This window comes from Cupriavidus sp. 05L310 (genome assembly GCF_056398185.1).
Map to the genome: position 1 here is coordinate 125087 of NZ_JBFTOX010000010.1, position 17259 is coordinate 142345.

Here is a 17259-nt window from a genome sequence, read left to right on the forward strand (position 1 = left end):
GACGGCGCTTGCGCGCCGGACGAGCGGACCGGAGGAGACCGCAGTGCCGGAACAGATCCGCCCCGGGCGCATCGTGCGTGCGCCGGAGCATTTCATCAGCGCATCGTTGCAGCAGGACATCGCGCAACATGGCCTGGGCACGCCGGACAGCCCGCGCCGCGACTTCCTGCGCAAGAGCTTCCTGGGCGCCGCGGCCGCGCTGGCCGCCGGTGCCGGCGGCAGGACGCGCGCAGCGCAAAGCGCCGGCGACGACGCCATCCTCACGCCGCAACCCTGGGCCACCACGCTGGGCCAGCCGGTTGCCGCGCACCCCTACGGCCAGCCCTCCGCCTACGAGAAAAACCTGGTGCGGCGCGAGTCGCCGGGGCTGACCCGTGTGTCCGCCGCTTCTGTTTCCTTCGCGCCGCTGCAAGGCTTCTTCGGCATCATCACGCCCAACGGGCTGCATTTCGAGCGTCATCACCAGGGCTGGCAGGACATCGATCCGGCCCGCCACCGCCTGATGTTCAATGGCCTGGTGAAAGCGCCGCGCGTCTACACCATGGACGATCTGATGCGCCTGCCGGCGGTGTCGCGCATGCACTTCATCGAGTGCGGCGCCAACACCGGCATGGAGTGGGGCAACGTGGCGGTGCCCACGGTGCAATACACCCACGGCATGCTGTCCTGCTGCGAATTCACCGGCGTGCCGCTCAAGGTCCTGCTCGACGATGCCGGTGCCGACTTCAAGCGCGGGCGCTACCTGCTTGCCGAAGGCGGCGACGGATCGGGCATGACGCGCACCATCCCGATGGCGCTGGCCGACGAGATCATCGTCGCATGGGGCATGAACGGCGAGATGCTGCGTCCCGAGAACGGCTATCCGCTGCGGCTGGTGGTACCCGGCGTGCAGGGCGTGTCGTGGGTCAAGTGGCTGCGCCGGCTGGAGCTGGGCGACCAGCCGTGGAACACCAAGGACGAGACCGTGCACTACGTCGACATGATGCCCGACGGCATGCTGCGCCAGTACACCTCGATCCAGGAATGCAAATCCGTCATCACCACGCCTTCGGGCGGTCAGCAGATGGTGGGCCCCGGCTTCTACAACATCAGCGGCCTGGCGTGGTCCGGGCGCGGGCGGGTGAAGCGAGTGGATGTTTCCGTCGACGGCGGCCGCAACTGGCGCACCGCGCGGCTGGAAACGCCGGTGCTGTCCAAATGCCTGACGCGCTTCAACCTGGACTGGGCGTGGGACGGCGCCCCCGCCATCCTGCAAAGCCGCGCCATCGACGAGACCGGCTATGTGCAGCCCCGCATGGCGCAGCTGCGCGCGGTGCGCGGCACGCGCTCGATCTATCACAACAACGCCATCCAGAGCTGGCAGGTGGCCGGCAGCGGCGAGGTCTCCAATGTCCACGTTGATTAAGGCCGCCCGCGCCGCGCTGTTTGCCGCCGCCGTGGCGCTGGGCGGGCAGGCGTCGATCGCCGCGACGCCGGCGGAAGCCGCGCGCGCCGCGCTGGGCCGCGCCGCGACGCCGGCCGAGGTCGGGGCATGGGACATCGATGTGCGTCCCGATTTCCAGGGCCTGCCCAAGGGCAGCGGCACGGTGTCGCAGGGACAGAAAATCTGGGATGGCAAATGCGCCTCCTGCCATGGCGATTTCGGTGAATCCAACGAGGTCTTCTCGCCCATCGTCGGCGGCACCACCACCGAGGACATCAAGCGCGGACGGGTGGCTTCGCTGACCGGCAACCAGCCGTATCGCACCACGCTGATGAAAGTCAGCACCGTCAGCACGCTGTGGGACTACATCCACCGCGCGATGCCCTGGAACGCACCGCGCAGCCTGTCCGCCGACGAGGTCTACGCGGTCACCGCCTACCTGCTCAACCTGGGCGATATCGTGCCGGCGGATTTCACGCTGTCGGAGCGCAACATCGCCGTGGTGCAGCAGACCATGCCGAACCGCAACGGCATGACCCTGCAACATGGCTTGTGGCCCGGGCGCGGCCAGCCGGATACGCGTAATACGGCGTGCATGAAGGATTGCGCGGGAACGGTGGAGGTGGCGTCGGCGATGCCGGCCTACGCGCGCGATGCCCACGGCGATCTGGCCGCGCAGCAGCGCACGGTGGGACCCACGCGCGGCGTGGCGATCGGAACCGCCGCGAGCGCGCCCGCGGCGGCCGCGCCGGACGAGAAGGCCGGCGCGAAACTGGCCAGCCAGTACCAGTGCATGGCCTGCCACGCCACGGACCGCAAGCTGGTTGGCCCGAGCTTTACCGAGATCGCGCGCAAGTACAACGGACAGGAAGTGCGGGACACGCTGGCTCACAAGATCAGGGCGGGCGGACAGGGCGCCTGGGGCAGCATGCCGATGCCGCCCCAGGCGCAGATTCCCGATTCCGACCTGCGCACCGTGGTGGGGTGGATTCTTGAGGCAAAATAGCGGACTGGCCGCCACCATGCCCCGTGGCGCGGCCAGCGCGCCGCCGCGCCGGCCAGCCATCCGGCATGGCGGGCAGCGAGTGGCCTATCGCCGTCCCCACGGCTCTTCAAAGTTCGGAGCAATATCCATGAAGCAGTTTGTCATCGCAACGCTGATGCTGGCTTGCGCCGCCTCGGCCAACGCTGCAGTCGATGCCGCCAAGGCCCAGGAAATCGCCAACAAGAACGCCTGCATGGGCTGCCACCAGGTCGACAAGAAGCTGGTCGGCCCCGCCTACAAGGATGTGGCGGCCAAGTACAAGGGCGACAAGAACGCCCTGGCAACGCTGACCAAGAAGGTCAAGAGCGGCGGCGCAGGCGTCTGGGGCCCGGTGCCGATGCCCGCCAATGCTGGCTTGAGCGATGCCGACCTGAAGACGGTCGTGGAGTGGGTGCTGGCAGGCGCCCCGGCCAAGTAAGGCGCCCAGGGCATGCCCTGCCCGGACCGGGTTACGGCTTCGGGACCCAGGGGGCGCCGGTGGCGCCCCTCGCTGTAGGGCGGCAATGCACCGCCCGCTGCCGTGCCGGAAGGCGCGGCAGGCCAATAAACCAGGCCGGTACGGAAAACGCAGGAGAAGAGGAAACAATGCATTCAAAACGACGAGACGTATTGCGGGTCACTTCCGTGCTCGCGCTGATGGCCGCCACCGGCCTGATCAGCAAAGCGCAGGCGGCGGAGTGGAACAAGACCGCCTTCGATGGCAAGAGCGTGGCGGACGTCATCAAGGCGCTCGGCGGCAGCGGCACCGAGAAAAGCACCGCCATTGTCTTTACCGCCCCCGACATCGCCGAAAACGGCGCCGTGGTGCCGGTCGCGGTGACCAGCAATATTCCTGGCACCGAGCAGATCGCGATCCTGGTGGAAAAGAATCCCAATACGCTGGCAGCGGATTTCACCATCCCCGCCGGCACCGAGCCCTTCGTCTCCACGCGAGTCAAGATGGGCCAGACCTCGATGGTGTACGCCGCCGTCAAGGCCGGCGGCAAATGGTATGTGGCGTCCAAGGAAATCAAGGTGACGCTGGGCGGTTGCGGCGGCTGAGGCCACGCTCCCATCCCCCCACGCGGATTTCCCGCCCCACCACTACCTGAAAGAGGAAAGAACATGGCAGACCCGATGCGCGTACGTGCCGCCGAGAATGGCGGCGTGGTCGACGTCAAGATCCTGATGAAACACGACATGGAAACCGGCCAGCGCAAGGATGCGGGCGGCAAGACCATTCCGGCCTGGCATATCCAGAGCGTGACGGCGCAGTGCAAGGGCAAGGACGTATTCCAGGCCCAGTTCGGCCCGGCCGTGTCCAAGGATCCCTTCCTGAACTTCAAGTTCAAGGGCGGCGCCAAGGGCGACAAGGTCACGGTGACCTGGATCGACAACCGCGGCGACAAGCGGACCGACGAAGCCACCATTTCCTGATCGGAGCAGGTACGGGCCTGGCCGAGCGGGCGGCCGCATCCTCTGCTATGGTTCAGGTCGAATGTCGGACCCGGGCTGGCGCATGTTGCGCGCAGGGGAGCGACCGGAAGGATAGGAATCATGCGGCGAGCATTCATTCGAGCAACGGCGGCCCTGGCCGCGATCGGCTTGTCGGCCAAGGCGGCGGCGCAAGCGGCACCGGCGGCCGCCGGCAAGGGCGGGCGCGTCAAAGTGGTCTACCAGTTGTCCGAAGGCACGGACCAGGCGGTGCGCGCCATGGCCAACCTGCGCAACCACCTGAACGCAGCGCCAGACACCAGGATTGTGGTGGTGGCCTTCGGCTATGGCGTGGATTTCATCGTGGAAGGCGCGCGTGACGCACGCGGCAATACGTTCGAGGCGGCGGTCGGCGCGCTGGCCAGTTCCGGCGTCGAGTTCCGCGTCTGCCGCAACACGCTGACGGCGCGCAAGATCCCCGAGTCCAGCCTGCTGATGGAAGCCAAGGTCGTACAGGCGGGCGTGGTCGAAGTGGCCAGGCTGCAGTTTGATGAAGGCTATGCCTATATCAAGCCGTAAGTAGCATCCGCGCGGGAGCCGGCGCAAACCGGGTGCCGCGCTACGGGAAGACAAGCAATAAGACCGGCCCGCACGGCCTGGCGCCACATGGCGGCAGGCTTCCGAGGCCCCGAGGAGAAGCCCCATGAAATCGATCAGACGCCGCCACACGGGCGCCGCGCTGGCGCTGGCCGGCACTGTGGCGCTGGCCGCCGCCGCCGTGCACGCCCAGGGCAGCACCGCCGAGGAAATCGCCAAATACCGGCAAATGCTCGCCGAGGGCAATCCCGCCGAGCTGTGGGAAGCCGCCGGCGAAGAACTCTGGAAAAAACCCGGCGGCCCCAAGAACGCCTCGCTCGAACAATGCGACCTGGGCAAGGGCCCCGGCGTGACCAAGGGCGCTTACGCCGAACTGCCGCGCTACTTCAAGGACACCAACCGCGTGATGGACCTGGAGCAACGCCTGGCCTATTGCCGCGTGACGCTGCAGGGCCTGACCCAGGAAGAAGCGCTGAAGAACCCCTTCGCCTCCACCGGCAAGCCGTCCGACATCGAGCGCCTGGTGGCCTTCCTGACCGGCGAGTCGCGCGGCGTGAAGATGAACGTGCAACTGGCCCATCCCGAAGAGAAGCGCGTATATGCCCTGGGCCAGAAGATGTTCTTCTACCGCGGCGGCGCCTACGACTTCGCCTGCGCCACCTGCCACGCCGTCGATGGCCAGCGCATCCGCCTGCAAGAGCTGCCCAACCTGCTGACCCGGCAAGGCGCCCAGGCTGCCTACACCACGTGGCCGGCCTACCGCGTCTCGCAGGGCGAGGTGCGTTCGATGCAGCACCGCCTCTACGATTGCCTGCGCCAGCAGCGCTTTCCCGAGCCCGCCTATGGTTCCGACGTGATCACGGCGCTGAGCCTGTTCCTCGCCAGGAATGCCAACGGCGGCACGTATGACGGTCCGGCCATGAAGCGCTGAGCAAGGGAGAGCACAGATGAAACAAGCGCGTAGATACACACAAGGCAAGCTCGCCGCGGTCACGTTTGCCCTGCTGGCCTGCGTGGGCATGGCTCACGCGGAGGACAGCGCCAAGCCGGCCAGGGCCGCGAAGCCTGCCAAGGCCGCCGCCGTCAGCGGCGCCGACATGAAGACGCTGATCGAAAGCTCCTTCACGTCCAAGGGTCCCGCCACGGTCGAAGGCGTGCTCGATCGCGACGCCATGCAGAAGGCGTGCAGCGACTACCCGGACCGCTCCAAGGTGCCGGCGGCGGTGGCCAGGAAAATCGAAGCCGCCGAGTTCAAGCAGATCAAGTACCCTGCCGACAAGCAGTGGCTGGGCGACTGGAAGGAAGGCGAGAAGACCGCCCAGAACGGCCGCGGCATGCAGTTCTCCGACGCCGTCGGCGGCGTCAACGGCGCGAACTGCTACGCCTGCCACCAGATGACCAAGGCCGAGATCTCCTTCGGCAATATCGGTCCGTCGCTGTACCAGTACGGCAAGCTGCGCGGCGATTCGGAAGCGGTGCTCAAGTACACCTGGGGCAAGATCTGGGATTCCAGCGCCTTTGCGGCCTGCTCCAACATGCCGCGCTTCGGCCACAAGGGCATCCTCACCGAGCAGCAGATCCGCGACGTGATGGCGTTGCTGCTGGACCCGGCCTCGCCGGTCAACCAGTAAGGCACCGCGATGGCGACCGGCGGTATGGCCATCAACTTCCGACGGACGCTGCTGCTCGCGGTGCTCGCCTGGAGCGGTGCGGCCGCGGCACTGGAGGTGGGCGACACCGTGCGCCTGCCTGCGGTGCAACTGCTCGACGGCCGCACCATGACTGCCGCCCAACTGGCCGGCAAACCACTGGTGCTGGAGATCTGGGCATCGTGGTGCCCCTTCTGCGCGCTGCAGAACCCGCGCCTGCAGAAGCTCTACGACAGTACCGGCGGCGCGCGCGGCGGACTGGGGGTGCTGGCGGTAACCATCGACCGTGATCCGACGGAAGCCGCCGCCTACATGGCGAAGCGCGGCTACACCTTCCCCGCCACCATGGACACGCCCGCGCTGCGCGCCGCGCTCGGCAAGCGCAAGGGCCTGCCCGAGCTGTACGTGATCGACGCCGATGGCAAGGTCGTGCAGAAGGAGGTCGGCGAGATGCTGGAAGAAGAAGTCGCGGCACTGGCGAAGTACGCCAGGCCAACGCCGAAGTAGCCGCATTCGGCCACGAGACGCCGGGTCACCGCTGCCCGATACCGGCGCATGCAATCCACTGGAAGAGACGATGAACCGACGCGAGTTCCTGCAGGTGCTGGCCATTGCCGGCGCCGGCGGCATGACCTTTCCCGCCACCGATGCACAGGCCGCGCAGGCCGCCGGCAAGCTCTATGACGTGCCGCGCTTCGGCAATGTGCACCTGCTGCATTTCACCGATTGCCATGCGCAGCTGCGGCCGCTGTATTTCCGCGAGCCCAACGTCAACCTCGGCGTGGGCGACTACGCGGGCAAGCCGCCGCACCTCGTCGGCCAGGCCTTCCTGCGCCACTACGGCATCGCGCCCGGCAGCGCGCAGGCGCATGCCTTCACCTATCTCGATTTCACTGAAGCCGCGCGCCGCTACGGCAAGGTGGGCGGCTTCGCCCACCTCGCCACGCTCATCAAGCAACTCAAGGCCGGCCGGCCCGGCGCGCTGCTGCTCGACGGCGGCGATACCTGGCAGGGCTCGGCCACCGCGCTGTGGACGCGCGGGCAGGACATGGTCGACGCCGCGCTCGCCCTCGGCGTGGACGTGATGACCCCGCACTGGGAGATGACGCTCGGCGCAGAACGCGTCACCGAGATCGTCGAGCGAGACTTCAAGGGCAAGGTCGCCTTCCTCGCGCAGAACATCAAGACCAACGACTTCGGCGATCCCGTCTTCGACCCCTACGTGATCCGCGAGATGAACGGCGTGCCGGTCGCCATCATCGGCCAGGCCTTTCCCTACACGCCGATTGCCAACCCGCGCTACTTCACGCCCGACTGGACCTTCGGCATCCAGGAAGAAAACCTGCAGCAAGTCATCGACCAGGCGCGCGGCAAGGGCGCGCAGGTCGTCGTGCTGCTGTCGCACAACGGCATGGACGTGGACCTCAAGCTTGCCTCGCGCGTGCGCGGCCTCGACGCCATCCTCGGCGGCCACACCCACGACGGCATGCCCGCGCCGGTGGCGGTCAAGAACGCCGGTGGCACCACGCTCGTCACCAACGCCGGCTCCAACGGCAAGTTTCTGGGCGTGCTCGACTTCGACGTCAAGGGCGGCAAGATCGGCGGCTTCCGCTACCGCCTGTTACCCGTCTTCGCCAACTACCTCGCCGCCGATCCGGCCATGGACGCGCTGATCGCCAAGGTACGCGCGCCGTACGAAAAGCAGCTCGGCGAAGTGCTCGCCCGCAACAGCGGCCTGCTGTACCGCCGCGGCAATTTCAACGGCACCTTCGACCAGCTGATCCTCGACGGCCTGATGGACGTGCAGGGCGCCGAGATCGCGTTCTCACCCGGGTTCCGCTGGGGAACCACGCTGTTGCCGGGCCAGGCCATCACCATGGAACACCTGATGGACCAGACCGCCATCACGTACCCGCACACCACCGTCACGACGATGAGCGGGGAGACCATCAAGACCATCCTCGAAGACGTGGCGGACAACCTGTTCAACCCGGACCCCTACTACCAGCAGGGTGGCGACATGGTGCGCGTGGGCGGGCTGCAATACGCGATTGACCCCACCGCCGCGATGGGCCGGCGCATCACCGACATGCGGCTCAAGGGCCGGCCCATCGACGCCGGCAAGACCTACAAGGTAGCCGGTTGGGCGCCCGTGTCGGAAGACGCCCGCCAGAGCGGCAGCCCCCCGATCTGGGACCTGATGGCGCAGTGGCTGCGCACCTCCGGCGAGGTCACGGCACGCCCGCTGAACGTGCCGACCGTGCGCGGAATGACCGGTAACGCAGGCATGGCGGCGTGATTGATATGCTGGCGAAAACTGGGCTACAATCAGCCGTCACGGGCCGATAGCTCAGCTGGGAGAGCGCTGCGTTCGCAATGCAGAGGTCGGGAGTTCGATCCTCCTTCGGTCCACCATACGAATACTCATGAAATCAAGGGCTTGGCAATGCGCCAAGCCCTTTTTTCTTTCTGGTTTCCTCAGATTTCTGTTCGGCTAGTCTCCACGCACCGGCTAGGTGTCCCGATCGTCCGCCAGGCTGGCGGAACCGCGCCGCTTCAGCGCCCCGATGAACGTGGCCCAGGCGAAGGGACGTGGATCGGCCAGCATGCTCATGGCGCGTGCGTAGTCGAGGGTCAGGCCCGGCGTCCACGCCATCGTTGCGGCGCGCTTGCGTAGGTGCGCCGCCACCCACAGTTCAGGAGTCAGTACCAGGCGGAACAACGGCCACCACCCGTCCAGCCGCGCCCATACGCGCGCGCCGGCGCCTTCCAGCGCGGCATCGAGCGCCCGTGCCACAGTACTTGAACAGTTGCGGTGGGTCAGGTTGTACGTGGTGTCATGCTGATAGGCATCCCAGAATGCGCGCAGGCGCTGCGCGTCGTAGTTGCGGATGCGCACCTGCACCGTCGACGGGCACCACGCTTTCGATTCGGTGGGGTAGTCGGGTTGGAACGTGCCGGGTACGTCGTTCTCGCGCGTGGCGCGCAGCAGTCGGGTGAAATCGTCGGGCGCGCGGTCGATCTCGACCGCCGGATACAGGCTGATGTAGATGCCTTCTGGCGATTCCAGCGCCGCGTGGCCGGTGGAAATCACGCCATTGCGGTCCACCGCGGCGATATAGCGGTCGATGATCGGCTGGCGGCGCGCTTCGGTCTTTGCGGATCCGACCGGCGTCCACACGTGCACGGTCAGCGCGTGTTCGTCGGCGGCGGGCGGGCCGCTCCATGTCGTGAGTCGCTGGTCCGCATCATCGGCCGGGCCGGCTTCCGGTGTGTCACGCAGTCCCGGATTTCCGGCCAGCCTGCGCACGCGCGATGCGAGCAGCAGCATGTTCCAGCCACCGAAGATCAGCCCAAGGCCCACGCAGTAAGGCACGGTGCCCGCGTAGTGCGTAGGGTAGGGCTGGATAAAGAAGATTGCCACCGCAATCTCGACGATACCGCCGGCCATCGCCAGCCGCCACGTACGAAAGCGCACCACGCGTGCCGATGCCACCTGCAGCAGCCCGTCGGCCAGAAACAGCAGACCGAACAGCAGCGACAGAATCATGTGGCCATGGTGATGGCCGGCCAGCACCAGGATCGCCGCCACGCTGAACGCCATGCCCTTGACATAGCGCAGCGTGCGCTGACCGCCCATTCCGGTCCACGCCACCGCCATCGTGGCTAGCCCTTCGAGCAGCAGCAGCCATGCAAACGGTTCGATCGGGAAATCGAGACGGTCATCGAGTGCGTCGATAAACAGCACCACCCCGGTGATCAGGCTGATGCCACCGGCCCAGGCCAGTGCGCGCCATCGCGTACGCAAGTAATCCACGCCAAGGATTAGCATCAGCAGGCGAACCATCGGCAATCTCCGGATCGTGTCAAAGGAATGCTCGCCGGATTTTACCGTTGGATCGCCGGTCCTTGGGCTCAGGCAGCCACATTCCGATTGTCGACAATCGCCCTATAGCGTGGTGCTGGGGTGTTGCGCGACAGCTGCTCCCCCATCGCACCGCACGCGGCCTCATAGGCGTGCCAGTGTTCGATCATGCAACGACGGGATCGTGATCAGTGCGCCCTGATGGAACCCACATGCGGATATCGCTGCGGTCACACTTGAATCTCAGGCAATCTGACCGTGCGGGCGACAGTGGAACGGTTGGATGCTGCTGGCGTTCGCGTCCATTGCTTGGCGCTCGGGGGTGTGGACCTGACCAGTCCTGCAGGGAAGATGACGATGGGCGTGATCAACGCCGTGGCCGAATTCGAGCGTGACCTTGTCATTGAGCGGACACAGGCGGGCTTGCGTCGGGCAAGGGCAGAAGGCAAGACGTTCGGCAGACCATCAGCCTGTTGCTAACACTACCCTGCGCGCTCTGCCGACAACAAACCAGGCAACGCAGACGCCCCAGCGTTTGGAAGATATCGTGCGCATCGCGTGCCGTTCGAGCGGGCGCTTCTGAAGCGCCGGCAACCTGAAATCCTCGAACGGATCTCTACGGCCCGGAGCAATGCGGCCGCACCAAGTGCGCCAGGTTCGGAGCCAGGATGCTGCCGGTGGCCCCGAGGGGGCCCACGCACTCCCCTCACTGCCCCTGCGGCCTTCTGGTCTTCTGCGAGACCGGGATCACCGATGGTCCCGCAGCTACAGGTGCCGGCGCGGATGGCGCCGGAGAGGCCCGGAGTTGGCTGGCAACGGTACTCGGTACACGCAAGGTCGCGATACCTTCGGATTCGTGCAGTGCCTGGCCGTTGTCATAGCCGGTGGAGACGGCTTCAAGGTAGCCTGGCATAAACGTTTGCTCGGGCGTGACCACTGACTTGACCGGCGCGGCGGGCTGCGCGTATGCCACGCAGTTGACACATAGCGCGAGCACGCGAATCAGCAAGACGGCTTGCCGCAGCTTGCGCACGGCGCCCCGCACCGGCGAGTTGGTCCGGCTCTCTCGTGGTTCATAGCAATGGATCTTCATGACGGTTCTCCGAAGGAGCGGATGCTCCGGGTGGGAAGACGAGCTTCGGCGCCGCGCTCGAAGCTGTTAACCGCATGGACCGTGCCATCCCCTGAATGGCGGAAATAGCGTATACACCGCCACGTTCTCGCTCAGGGTGTTGGGTGAATGCAGACAGGTGCGCCTGCCAACGTGGGGCCTTGCGCAACATGTGCTGCGCAAGGCGTGGGCGAATCCCCCGGCCTGTGGATAACTGCGCGAAACCCTGGGGATAAGCAGGCAGGAAAGCTGTGCCCCGGCTGGGGGCGGGTTGTGGGGCGTATACGTACAACTTTGAGGCGGTTTTTGCGCGCCACGTATACGTCACCGAGATATCCCGTGAACTCAGGCTAATACCTGGCACTTATCTTGTTCGCAAGTCCTTGAACAGAAAGGGGAAAACAAGCTTATCCACGGAAAATCGGGTCGTTTACCTACTACTACTATATTGGTATACGTAAACAATATAGAAAGACAGAAGGCAACCGTTGCGGGATACGTATACGCGGTCCGCCTTTGATTCGCTGCGTCGCAGCGTATACCTTCCGCATATCGCACCGCCAACGTTAACCCGTCTCCTCAGCGCGGCACCTTGAATGTCTTTCTCGCCAGCAGAGCTTCCTCGCGAGTCGAGCAGCCTTCCATATGGTCGTTAACCAGGCCCATGGCCTGCATCAACGCATACATCGTGGTGGGACCGACAAAGCGCCACCCGCGCTTCTTAAGGTCCTTGGACAGTGCCGTCGATTCGGGCGAGATAGCCATGGTGCGCAGCACTTCCGGCGTCAGCAGCGCTGGCCGGCTGGCGGGATCCGGCTCGAAGCGCCAGAAGTAGGCGGCCAGCGACGGCTCCGTCTCCAGCAGTTCGCGGGCGCGTTGCGCGTTGTTGATGGCCGCCTCGATCTTGCCCCGGTGCCGCACGATGCCGGCGTCGCCCAACAGCCGCTGGATATCGCGCTCGCCGAAACGCGCCACCTTGTCGATCTCGAAGTTGGCGAAGGCGCGGCGGAATGCCTCGCGCTTGCGCAGGATGGTCAGCCAGCTCAGCCCCGCCTGGAAGCCTTCCAGGCATAGCTTCTCGAACAGGCGGCGGTCGTCGTCGACCGGAAAGCCCCACTCGCTGTCGTGGTAGTGGCAATAGTCCTCAAGGGTGCCGCACCAGCCGCAGCGCACGCGCTCCGCCTGTACGGCTTTCCCGGCCACCTTTTTCGCTGCCTTTCTTGCCACGCTGTTGTCTGCTGCCATGGGTGCGTTCTCCTTCGATCCGCCATCTTAAAGCGACTCGCGCGGCATGTCCTGCCCGCACGGACGCACGATGCGTTTGCTACGATGCCGGCCGTGAAGAACGATTTTCTTGAGGACTGACATGGACAAACGACTGGCGACCATCGAAGAAGACGGCTGGCAGCTCGACGACGGTGAAGTCATCGGCGAGGCGCACCCGGAGACATTCTGGGTGCCGCCGCTGGAAGACCGGCAGGCGCTGCAGCCCGGCCAGCTGGTGAAGCTGATCTTTCGCATCGTTACCACCGACGAGCAGGACCGCGACGAGCAGCACGTGGAGCGCATGTGGGTGGTTGTCACCGGGCGCGAGGGGGATCTCTACAGCGGGGAACTCGACAACCAGCCCTACTGCACGGAGGAGATGGAACCCGGCATGCCGCTGTGGTTCGAGCCGCGGCACGTGATCAACATCCATAGCGACGAAGAATGACCGCGGGGCCGGCCGGCATGGCTGGCATCGCCTGACGATGTCGCCCTCGCGCTACACTGGGCGCGCATGATTCAGGCGGTTCCCCGTGCCGGCAAACGCTGTATCGGTGCCACTGGCCGCCGATCTCCCCAACCTTCCTAGGCGAAATCTCATCTGATGCGTTGGATATTCGCGGTGATTGGCTTGCTGCTCGGCGCCGCGGCGGCCGGGTTTGGCGGTGCCCTGACGGGCGCGATACTGGGCTTCGGCTTTGGCTGGATGGTCAGCGACCGGCCTGCGCGGCCACGGCCCGATGGGGAGGCACAGGGCGCGCCGGAGGCGCCTTCGCTCGCGGCTCGCGTGGCGCGCCTCGAGCAGGAACTGGCCACGCTCAAGCGCGAGATGGCGCAGTTGCGCGGCGAGACCTCGGCGATGCCCCAGCAGGCTGACGCAGTGGAAGGTACGCCAGCGGCGCACGGATTCCCGGCATTCGAACCGGCATCGGCGGAAGGCCCGGTGGCGGCCGCAACGGCGATGCCCGAGCCGTCGTTCGCTCCGGCGGCCAGCCTTCCGCCAACTTTCCCTTCTGTGCCGGCCCCGGTTCGTGCTCCCACGGCATCCGCACCGATCTCCGTCGCCGCCGCGGACCTGCCCGCGCCACACGTGGAACCCTCGCTCTCGTCCGCATTCGCCCCGCAGGAGCCCGATTTCATCGAACGCGCGGTGTCCGCCGCGCGCGGCTGGCTGCTGGGCGGCAACAGCGTGGTACGGGTCGGCATCCTGATCCTCTTCTTCGGCGTGGCCTTCCTGCTCAAGTTTGCCTCCGACAATGCCATGCTGCCGGTCGAATTCCGGCTGGCGGGCGTGGCTGCCGGCGCGGTCGCGCTGCTGGCGGCGGGCTGGCGGCTGCGCGAGCGGCGCGCTGCCTATGCCCTGGTGTTGCAGGGCGGCGGCGTGGGCGTGCTGTATCTGACCGTGTTCGCCGCCACCAAGCTCTACGGCCTGTTGCCGGCCGCGGCGGCCTTCCCGCTGATGGTGGCCATCTGCGCGCTCGCCGGCGGCCTGGCGGTGCTGCAGAACGCTCCGGTGCTGGCATTCACCGGCAGCGCGGGTGGCTTCCTCGCTCCGGTACTGATTTCCACTGGCGGTGGCAGCCATGTGATGCTGTTCAGCTACTACGCGCTGCTCAATGCCGGCATCTTTGCCATTGCCTGGTTCCGGGCCTGGCGCCCGCTCAACCTGCTGGGCTTTGCGTTTACCTTCGGCATCGGCACGGCGTGGGGCGCGCTCAACTACCGGCCTGAACTGCTGGCTACCACCGAGCCGTTCCTGCTCCTGTTTTTCCTGATGTACACGGGCATCGCGCTGCTCTACGCGTTGCGCCGGCAGGTCAGCCTCAAGGACTACGTCGACGGCACGCTGGTGTTCGGCACGCCGCTGCTGGCGATGGGCCTGCAAGCCGCGCTGGTGCGTCATATTCCTTTTGCCATGGCATGGAGCGCGGTCGCGCTCGCAGCGTTTTATCTCGGCCTGGCCGCGTGGTTGTCGGCGCGCCGCGATCGCCTGGGCATGTTGTTCGAAGCCATGCTGGCACTGGGCGCGATCTTTGCCACGCTGGCCGTGCCGCTGGCCTTCGACGGGCGCACCACCAGTGCCGTGTGGGCGGTGGAGGGCGCCGCCGTGGTGTGGGTGGGCGTGCGCCAGCAGCGCCGCCTGGCGCTGGCGTCGGGGCTGCTGCTGCAACTGGCGGCCGGCGTGGCTTTCGCGGCGGGCAGCCTGTTCGCGTCCACGCCACTGGCGTGGCCAGTGCTGAACGGCCGCTACGTGGGCACGCTGCTGCTGGCGGTGTCCGGTGTTTTCAGCGGCTGGCGCCTGCACGGGCGAGAGGCGCGCGCCTGGTTCGCGCCATCCGTGCCGCTGGGCCTTGCCGCCGCGGCGTGGGGCCTGTTGTGGTGGCTGGGTGGCGGCGTGGTCGAGATCCATCACTGGTACGACGTGCTCGACTGGGCCGTGCGCGCGCTGCTCGCCACGCTGGCGCTGTTCGCGGTGTTGAGCGCGTGGCTGGCGCACCTGGCGCGGCGCGTGCTGGCATGGCCGCTGGCCGGCAAGCCTGCGCTGGCCATGACGCCGGTGCTGGCTATCCTGGGCGCGCTCAGTTGCGCGATCTGGTCGGCGTCGCCCCTGCACGGCATCGGCGCGCTGGCCTGGCTGCTGGTCTTTGGCGCGGCCTTGCTGTTGCTGTGGCGGCAGCAGGGCGATGAACGCGATGCCGCGCTGGCGCCCATGCATGCGCTGCTGTTCTGGACGCTGTGCGTGCTGCTTTCCACCGAAGCCTACTGGCGGCTGCGCGCCTACGTGCCGGAGGGCGCGTGGAGCTGGAGCGCCTGGGCCTATGGCTATGGCGGGCTGCTGGCGCTGCTCTCGGCCTGGGGCTGGCGCCTGCGCTGGCCGGTGGCGCGCTTCGCGCGGGCCTACCTGCTGTGGGGCGCGCTGCCGCTGGCGGCGCTGCTGTGGCTGTGGAGCCTCGCCAGCGTGGCCAGCGATGGCGACGCCGCGCCGTTGTTCTACCTGCCGCTGCTCAACCCGCTCGACGTCGCCCAGTTGCTGGCCATGCTGGCGGTGGGGCTGTGGCAACACCGGCTTGCCGCGCTGGGCCTGGCAACGCGGCCGCGCGCGCTCGAGTATGCCGCGTCCGCCACCGTGTTCCTGTGGTGCAACGCGATGCTGCTGCGCACGCTCCATCACTGGACCGGCGTGCCGTACACGCTGCAGGACCTGGGCGGCTCGACGCTGGTGCAGGCTTCGCTGTCGGTGTTCTGGACCGTGCTGGCGCTGATTGCCATGGTGGTGGCTACCCGGCGCGGCACGCGCGCGCTGTGGTTTATCGGCGGCGCGCTGCTGGGCCTGACCGTGGTCAAGCTGTTCCTGTTCGACCTGTCCTTCGTCAAGGGTATCGAGCGGATCATCTCGTTTATCGGCGTGGGCGTGCTGCTGTTGCTGATCGGTTACTTCTCGCCCTTGCCGCCGAAGGCCAAGGAGGTTATTTGATGCCGGTTTTCCCAAAGGCTGGCGCGCGCGACCTGGCGGCTCTACCGCTTCTGCTGGGGGCGCTGCTGCTGTCACCACTGGCCCGGGCCGAGCGCTTCACGCTGGCCACCGAGGGCGTGGCGGCCTACTACGCCGTGACCCTGGACGCCGATGTCTACGCCCATAGCGCGCGGCCGGGGCTGGCCGACCTGCGGGTGCGCAACGGCGCCGGCGAATTGCTGCCTTATGCGCTGGACTTGCCGCCCGAGCCGGCGGCCGAGGCGCGTACGCTGAGTGACGTGCCCTGGTTCGCGCTGCCGGCGCTGGCGCAGCGCCAGGCCGCGCCCATGGGCGTGGTGATCGGCACCGACGGCGCGCTGCGGGCGGCCAGTCCGCAACCGGCCGCCGCCAGCGCAGGGGCATGGCTGCTGGACCTGAGCAAGCTGCGCGAGGATGCCGCCGCGGTGGTGATCGGGCTGCCGGACGGCGAATACCAGGGCGCGGTGGACGTCGCCAGCAGCGACGACCTGCAGCACTGGCACGCCGTGGGCAGCGCGCAATTGCTGCGGGTCAGCCGCGCGGGCAGCGTGCTCAGCCAGGACCGGGTCGCGCTGGGGCGCTTGCGGGCGCGCTACCTGCGCTTGCAGTGGCAGGGCGTGCCGCCGGCGCCGGCGCGCGTGCAGGTGGAGATCGTGGCGGCGGGCACGCCGCCGCCGCTGGCGCTGCAATGGCGCGAGGACATCGCCGCCACGCAGGCCCAGGCTGGCGGCGACTACGTGTTCGACACCGGCGGGCGCTTCCCCGCCGAGCGGGTGCGCATTCGCCTGCCGCAGCCCAATACGGTGGTGCGGGCGACGCTGTGGTCGCGCCCTGACCCGGAGTCGGCCTGGCGCATGGTGAGCAGCGGGCAGCTCTACCGGCTCGCCGGTGCGGGCGGTGGGGAGCAGGAGAGCGCGCCGCTGGCGATCGAGCGCAATGCCGATCGTCTGTGGCGCCTGAGCGTGGATGCGCGCGCCGGCGGCCTTGGCAGCGGCATGCCGCTGCTGGCGCTGGGATGGCGTCCCGCCGTGGTGACGTTTGTCGCGCGTGGCGCGGCGCCGTTTTCGCTGGCGGTGGGCGAACCCGCGGCGCAGCCGCGGGAACCCGGGCCGGTCGCGCGTGCCGAGTTGCTGGCCGGTCCGGCACCGGTCATCGCCAAGGCGCGGATTGCCGGCATGAACGCGTCGCCGCGGTCCGCCGCGGCGCCCGCCGACGCCCAGCGCAACCGGCGCCTTGTCTTGTGGGGCGCGCTACTGCTGGCCGTGGGCGTATTGGGCGCAATGGCCTGGCGCTTGTTGCGAACGCTGGGCGAGCCGGCCGCGCCGCCGCCGGAGCGAGATCCGCCGGCGTCCTGAACGCCCGTGCACGCACAAAGAAAAAGGCCAACCGGGTGGTTG

General features: G+C 67.4%; 16 protein-coding genes, 1 tRNA gene and 1 pseudogene. 15 read left to right on the top strand and 3 right to left on the bottom strand.

Features of this window, described 5'->3' with window-relative positions; genetic code table 11:
- The first annotated feature begins 43 nt into the window (after positions 1 to 43).
- The 11 genes from soxC (at position 44) to AC1DS6_RS09640 (ending at position 8542) form a co-directional block, all read left to right on the top strand.
- Positions 44 to 1405 (top strand): sulfite dehydrogenase, encoded by a 1362-nt coding sequence (soxC, locus tag AC1DS6_RS09590; protein ID WP_441637628.1) that lies wholly within the window; start codon positions 44 to 46, stop codon positions 1403 to 1405.
- The gene (locus AC1DS6_RS09595; protein WP_477102472.1) at positions 1389 to 2429 is read left to right on the top strand and encodes a c-type cytochrome; all 1041 of its coding nucleotides are present in this window, start codon (positions 1389 to 1391) and stop codon (positions 2427 to 2429) included. Before soxC ends, AC1DS6_RS09595 begins: the two co-directional genes overlap by 17 nt.
- A 127-nt stretch (positions 2430 to 2556) precedes the next feature.
- Positions 2557 to 2886, top strand: coding sequence for a c-type cytochrome (locus tag AC1DS6_RS09600; RefSeq protein WP_035873236.1), 330 nt, complete (start codon positions 2557 to 2559; stop codon positions 2884 to 2886).
- Between the two features lie 167 nt (positions 2887 to 3053).
- Positions 3054 to 3509, top strand: a complete 456-nt coding sequence (gene soxY, locus AC1DS6_RS09605) for a thiosulfate oxidation carrier protein SoxY (RefSeq protein ID WP_035873240.1) — start codon at positions 3054 to 3056, stop codon at positions 3507 to 3509.
- A gap of 63 nt (positions 3510 to 3572) precedes the next feature.
- The gene (gene soxZ / locus AC1DS6_RS09610; RefSeq protein ID WP_441632921.1) at positions 3573 to 3884 is read left to right on the top strand and encodes a thiosulfate oxidation carrier complex protein SoxZ; all 312 of its coding nucleotides are present in this window, start codon (positions 3573 to 3575) and stop codon (positions 3882 to 3884) included.
- Between the two features lie 120 nt (positions 3885 to 4004).
- On the top strand, positions 4005 to 4460 hold the full coding sequence (locus AC1DS6_RS09615; protein WP_441632923.1) for a DsrE family protein: 456 nt from the start codon (positions 4005 to 4007) through the stop codon (positions 4458 to 4460).
- A 124-nt stretch (positions 4461 to 4584) separates the two neighbouring features.
- On the top strand, positions 4585 to 5409 hold the full coding sequence (gene soxA / locus AC1DS6_RS09620) for a sulfur oxidation c-type cytochrome SoxA (RefSeq protein WP_441632925.1): 825 nt from the start codon (positions 4585 to 4587) through the stop codon (positions 5407 to 5409).
- Positions 5410 to 5425: 16 nt separating this feature from the next.
- Positions 5426 to 6109, top strand: a complete 684-nt coding sequence (gene soxX / locus AC1DS6_RS09625; RefSeq protein ID WP_441632927.1) for a sulfur oxidation c-type cytochrome SoxX — start codon at positions 5426 to 5428, stop codon at positions 6107 to 6109.
- 24 nt (positions 6110 to 6133) lie between these two features.
- Positions 6134 to 6634 (top strand): TlpA family protein disulfide reductase, encoded by a 501-nt coding sequence (locus AC1DS6_RS09630; RefSeq protein ID WP_441632929.1) that lies wholly within the window; start codon positions 6134 to 6136, stop codon positions 6632 to 6634.
- Between the two features lie 70 nt (positions 6635 to 6704).
- Positions 6705 to 8426, top strand: a complete 1722-nt coding sequence (gene soxB / locus AC1DS6_RS09635) for a thiosulfohydrolase SoxB (RefSeq protein WP_441632931.1) — start codon at positions 6705 to 6707, stop codon at positions 8424 to 8426.
- 40 nt (positions 8427 to 8466) lie between these two features.
- A tRNA-Ala gene (locus tag AC1DS6_RS09640) sits at positions 8467 to 8542 on the top strand.
- A gap of 97 nt (positions 8543 to 8639) precedes the next feature.
- Here AC1DS6_RS09640 and AC1DS6_RS09645 read toward each other — a convergent pair.
- Positions 8640 to 9974, bottom strand: coding sequence for an HdeD family acid-resistance protein (locus tag AC1DS6_RS09645; protein WP_441632933.1), 1335 nt, complete (start codon positions 9972 to 9974; stop codon positions 8640 to 8642).
- Between the two features lie 270 nt (positions 9975 to 10244).
- Between AC1DS6_RS09645 and AC1DS6_RS09650 the strand changes: the two are divergent.
- Positions 10245 to 10463 (top strand): annotated as a pseudogene (locus tag AC1DS6_RS09650) (recombinase family protein); the annotation flags it as partial.
- A 235-nt stretch (positions 10464 to 10698) separates the two neighbouring features.
- On the opposite strand, the gene AC1DS6_RS09655 reads toward AC1DS6_RS09650, so the two are convergent.
- The gene (locus tag AC1DS6_RS09655) at positions 10699 to 11085 is read right to left on the bottom strand and encodes a hypothetical protein (RefSeq protein ID WP_441632935.1); all 387 of its coding nucleotides are present in this window, start codon (positions 11083 to 11085) and stop codon (positions 10699 to 10701) included.
- A 597-nt stretch (positions 11086 to 11682) separates the two neighbouring features.
- Positions 11683 to 12348 (bottom strand): DNA-3-methyladenine glycosylase I, encoded by a 666-nt coding sequence (locus AC1DS6_RS09660; RefSeq protein WP_441632937.1) that lies wholly within the window; start codon positions 12346 to 12348, stop codon positions 11683 to 11685.
- Between the two features lie 121 nt (positions 12349 to 12469).
- Between AC1DS6_RS09660 and AC1DS6_RS09665 the strand changes: the two genes are divergently transcribed.
- The 3 genes from AC1DS6_RS09665 to AC1DS6_RS09675 all read left to right on the top strand — a co-directional run bounded on the left by AC1DS6_RS09665 (position 12470) and on the right by AC1DS6_RS09675 (position 17217).
- Positions 12470 to 12817, top strand: coding sequence for a DUF2314 domain-containing protein (locus AC1DS6_RS09665; RefSeq protein ID WP_441632939.1), 348 nt, complete (start codon positions 12470 to 12472; stop codon positions 12815 to 12817).
- Positions 12818 to 12973: 156 nt separating this feature from the next.
- Positions 12974 to 15844, top strand: coding sequence for a DUF2339 domain-containing protein (locus tag AC1DS6_RS09670; RefSeq protein ID WP_441632941.1), 2871 nt, complete (start codon positions 12974 to 12976; stop codon positions 15842 to 15844).
- The gene (locus AC1DS6_RS09675; protein WP_441632943.1) at positions 15844 to 17217 is read left to right on the top strand and encodes a DUF3999 domain-containing protein; all 1374 of its coding nucleotides are present in this window, start codon (positions 15844 to 15846) and stop codon (positions 17215 to 17217) included. The genes AC1DS6_RS09670 and AC1DS6_RS09675 overlap by 1 nt, the downstream gene beginning before the upstream one ends.
- Positions 17218 to 17259: the final 42 nt, after the last annotated feature.

What these genes read in the sequence shown, in the direction of transcription:
- soxB (WP_441632931.1), top strand. Translation starts at nt 6,705, where the DNA reads ATGAACCGACGCGAGTTCCTGCAGGTGCTGGCCATTGCCGGCGCCGGC.
- AC1DS6_RS09665 (WP_441632939.1), top strand. Translation starts at nt 12,470, where the DNA reads ATGGACAAACGACTGGCGACCATCGAAGAAGACGGCTGGCAGCTCGAC.
- AC1DS6_RS09645 (WP_441632933.1), bottom strand. Translation starts at nt 9,974, where the DNA reads ATGGTTCGCCTGCTGATGCTAATCCTTGGCGTGGATTACTTGCGTACG.
- AC1DS6_RS09675 (WP_441632943.1), top strand. Translation starts at nt 15,844, where the DNA reads ATGCCGGTTTTCCCAAAGGCTGGCGCGCGCGACCTGGCGGCTCTACCG.
- AC1DS6_RS09670 (WP_441632941.1), top strand. Translation starts at nt 12,974, where the DNA reads ATGCGTTGGATATTCGCGGTGATTGGCTTGCTGCTCGGCGCCGCGGCG.
- AC1DS6_RS09600 (WP_035873236.1), top strand. Translation starts at nt 2,557, where the DNA reads ATGAAGCAGTTTGTCATCGCAACGCTGATGCTGGCTTGCGCCGCCTCG.
- AC1DS6_RS09595 (WP_477102472.1), top strand. Translation starts at nt 1,389, where the DNA reads ATGTCCACGTTGATTAAGGCCGCCCGCGCCGCGCTGTTTGCCGCCGCC.
- AC1DS6_RS09630 (WP_441632929.1), top strand. Translation starts at nt 6,134, where the DNA reads ATGGCCATCAACTTCCGACGGACGCTGCTGCTCGCGGTGCTCGCCTGG.
- soxZ (WP_441632921.1), top strand. Translation starts at nt 3,573, where the DNA reads ATGGCAGACCCGATGCGCGTACGTGCCGCCGAGAATGGCGGCGTGGTC.
- soxA (WP_441632925.1), top strand. Translation starts at nt 4,585, where the DNA reads ATGAAATCGATCAGACGCCGCCACACGGGCGCCGCGCTGGCGCTGGCC.
- soxX (WP_441632927.1), top strand. Translation starts at nt 5,426, where the DNA reads ATGAAACAAGCGCGTAGATACACACAAGGCAAGCTCGCCGCGGTCACG.
- AC1DS6_RS09615 (WP_441632923.1), top strand. Translation starts at nt 4,005, where the DNA reads ATGCGGCGAGCATTCATTCGAGCAACGGCGGCCCTGGCCGCGATCGGC.
- AC1DS6_RS09655 (WP_441632935.1), bottom strand. Translation starts at nt 11,085, where the DNA reads ATGAAGATCCATTGCTATGAACCACGAGAGAGCCGGACCAACTCGCCG.
- AC1DS6_RS09660 (WP_441632937.1), bottom strand. Translation starts at nt 12,348, where the DNA reads ATGGCAGCAGACAACAGCGTGGCAAGAAAGGCAGCGAAAAAGGTGGCC.
- soxY (WP_035873240.1), top strand. Translation starts at nt 3,054, where the DNA reads ATGCATTCAAAACGACGAGACGTATTGCGGGTCACTTCCGTGCTCGCG.